1 protein-coding gene is annotated in these 569 nt (G+C 46.6%); it reads right to left on the bottom strand.

Annotated elements, in window-relative coordinates:
- Nucleotides 1-35: 35 nt before the first annotated feature.
- A partial coding sequence (locus JCM15907_RS09750; protein WP_025843642.1) for a transposase occupies nt 36-569 on the bottom strand: 534 nt, incomplete at its 5' end.

Here is a 569-nt window from a genome sequence, read left to right as displayed (position 1 = left end):
GGTAAAAACTTTGTGGTTTTCTTGTTATTATCCATTTATTTGATACTCCACTCTTGGAAGTAGGGCAACCTCCTAGCATAAGTCCTTTCTGTCATCTCTCGGGCAACAGATCCTAAAAGGAATACGACGGCATCAGCCGAGGGTAAAGCTCCGCGCATACGTAACGTACGCTTATAGCTGCGATTGAGGCGCTCCACCCAGTTCGTGGAGTAAATCATACGACGAACTTCTTCAGGGAATCTCAGATAGGTGAAGTAGCCTATATTGCGAGGGGAAGACAGGGAGAGTAAACTCCTGTAACTCTTACCCCAACGCTCTGCAAATGTACACAATTTCTCAAATGCCTTGATGGGAGTAAGTCCTGTACCTCGAATAGGGAATAACTCATCCAACTCCTGCTTCATCTGAGCTTTATCTCTCTTTGACACAGCGTTAAGGGCTTGGCGTTTGAAATGGACAACACATAACTGATGGGCCGCCTGGGGGAAAGCCGAGCAAATAGCGCGTTCAATACCCTGTAAGGCATCTGAGATAATCAGATCTATCTGTTCCACGCCTCGGGTTTTGAG

This window comes from Porphyromonas gingivicanis JCM 15907, from assembly GCF_000614585.1.
Taxonomy (GTDB): domain Bacteria; phylum Bacteroidota; class Bacteroidia; order Bacteroidales; family Porphyromonadaceae; genus Porphyromonas; species Porphyromonas gingivicanis.
The sequence above is the reverse complement of the archived record's forward strand: the minus strand, read 5'-3'. Positions and strand labels throughout refer to the sequence as shown.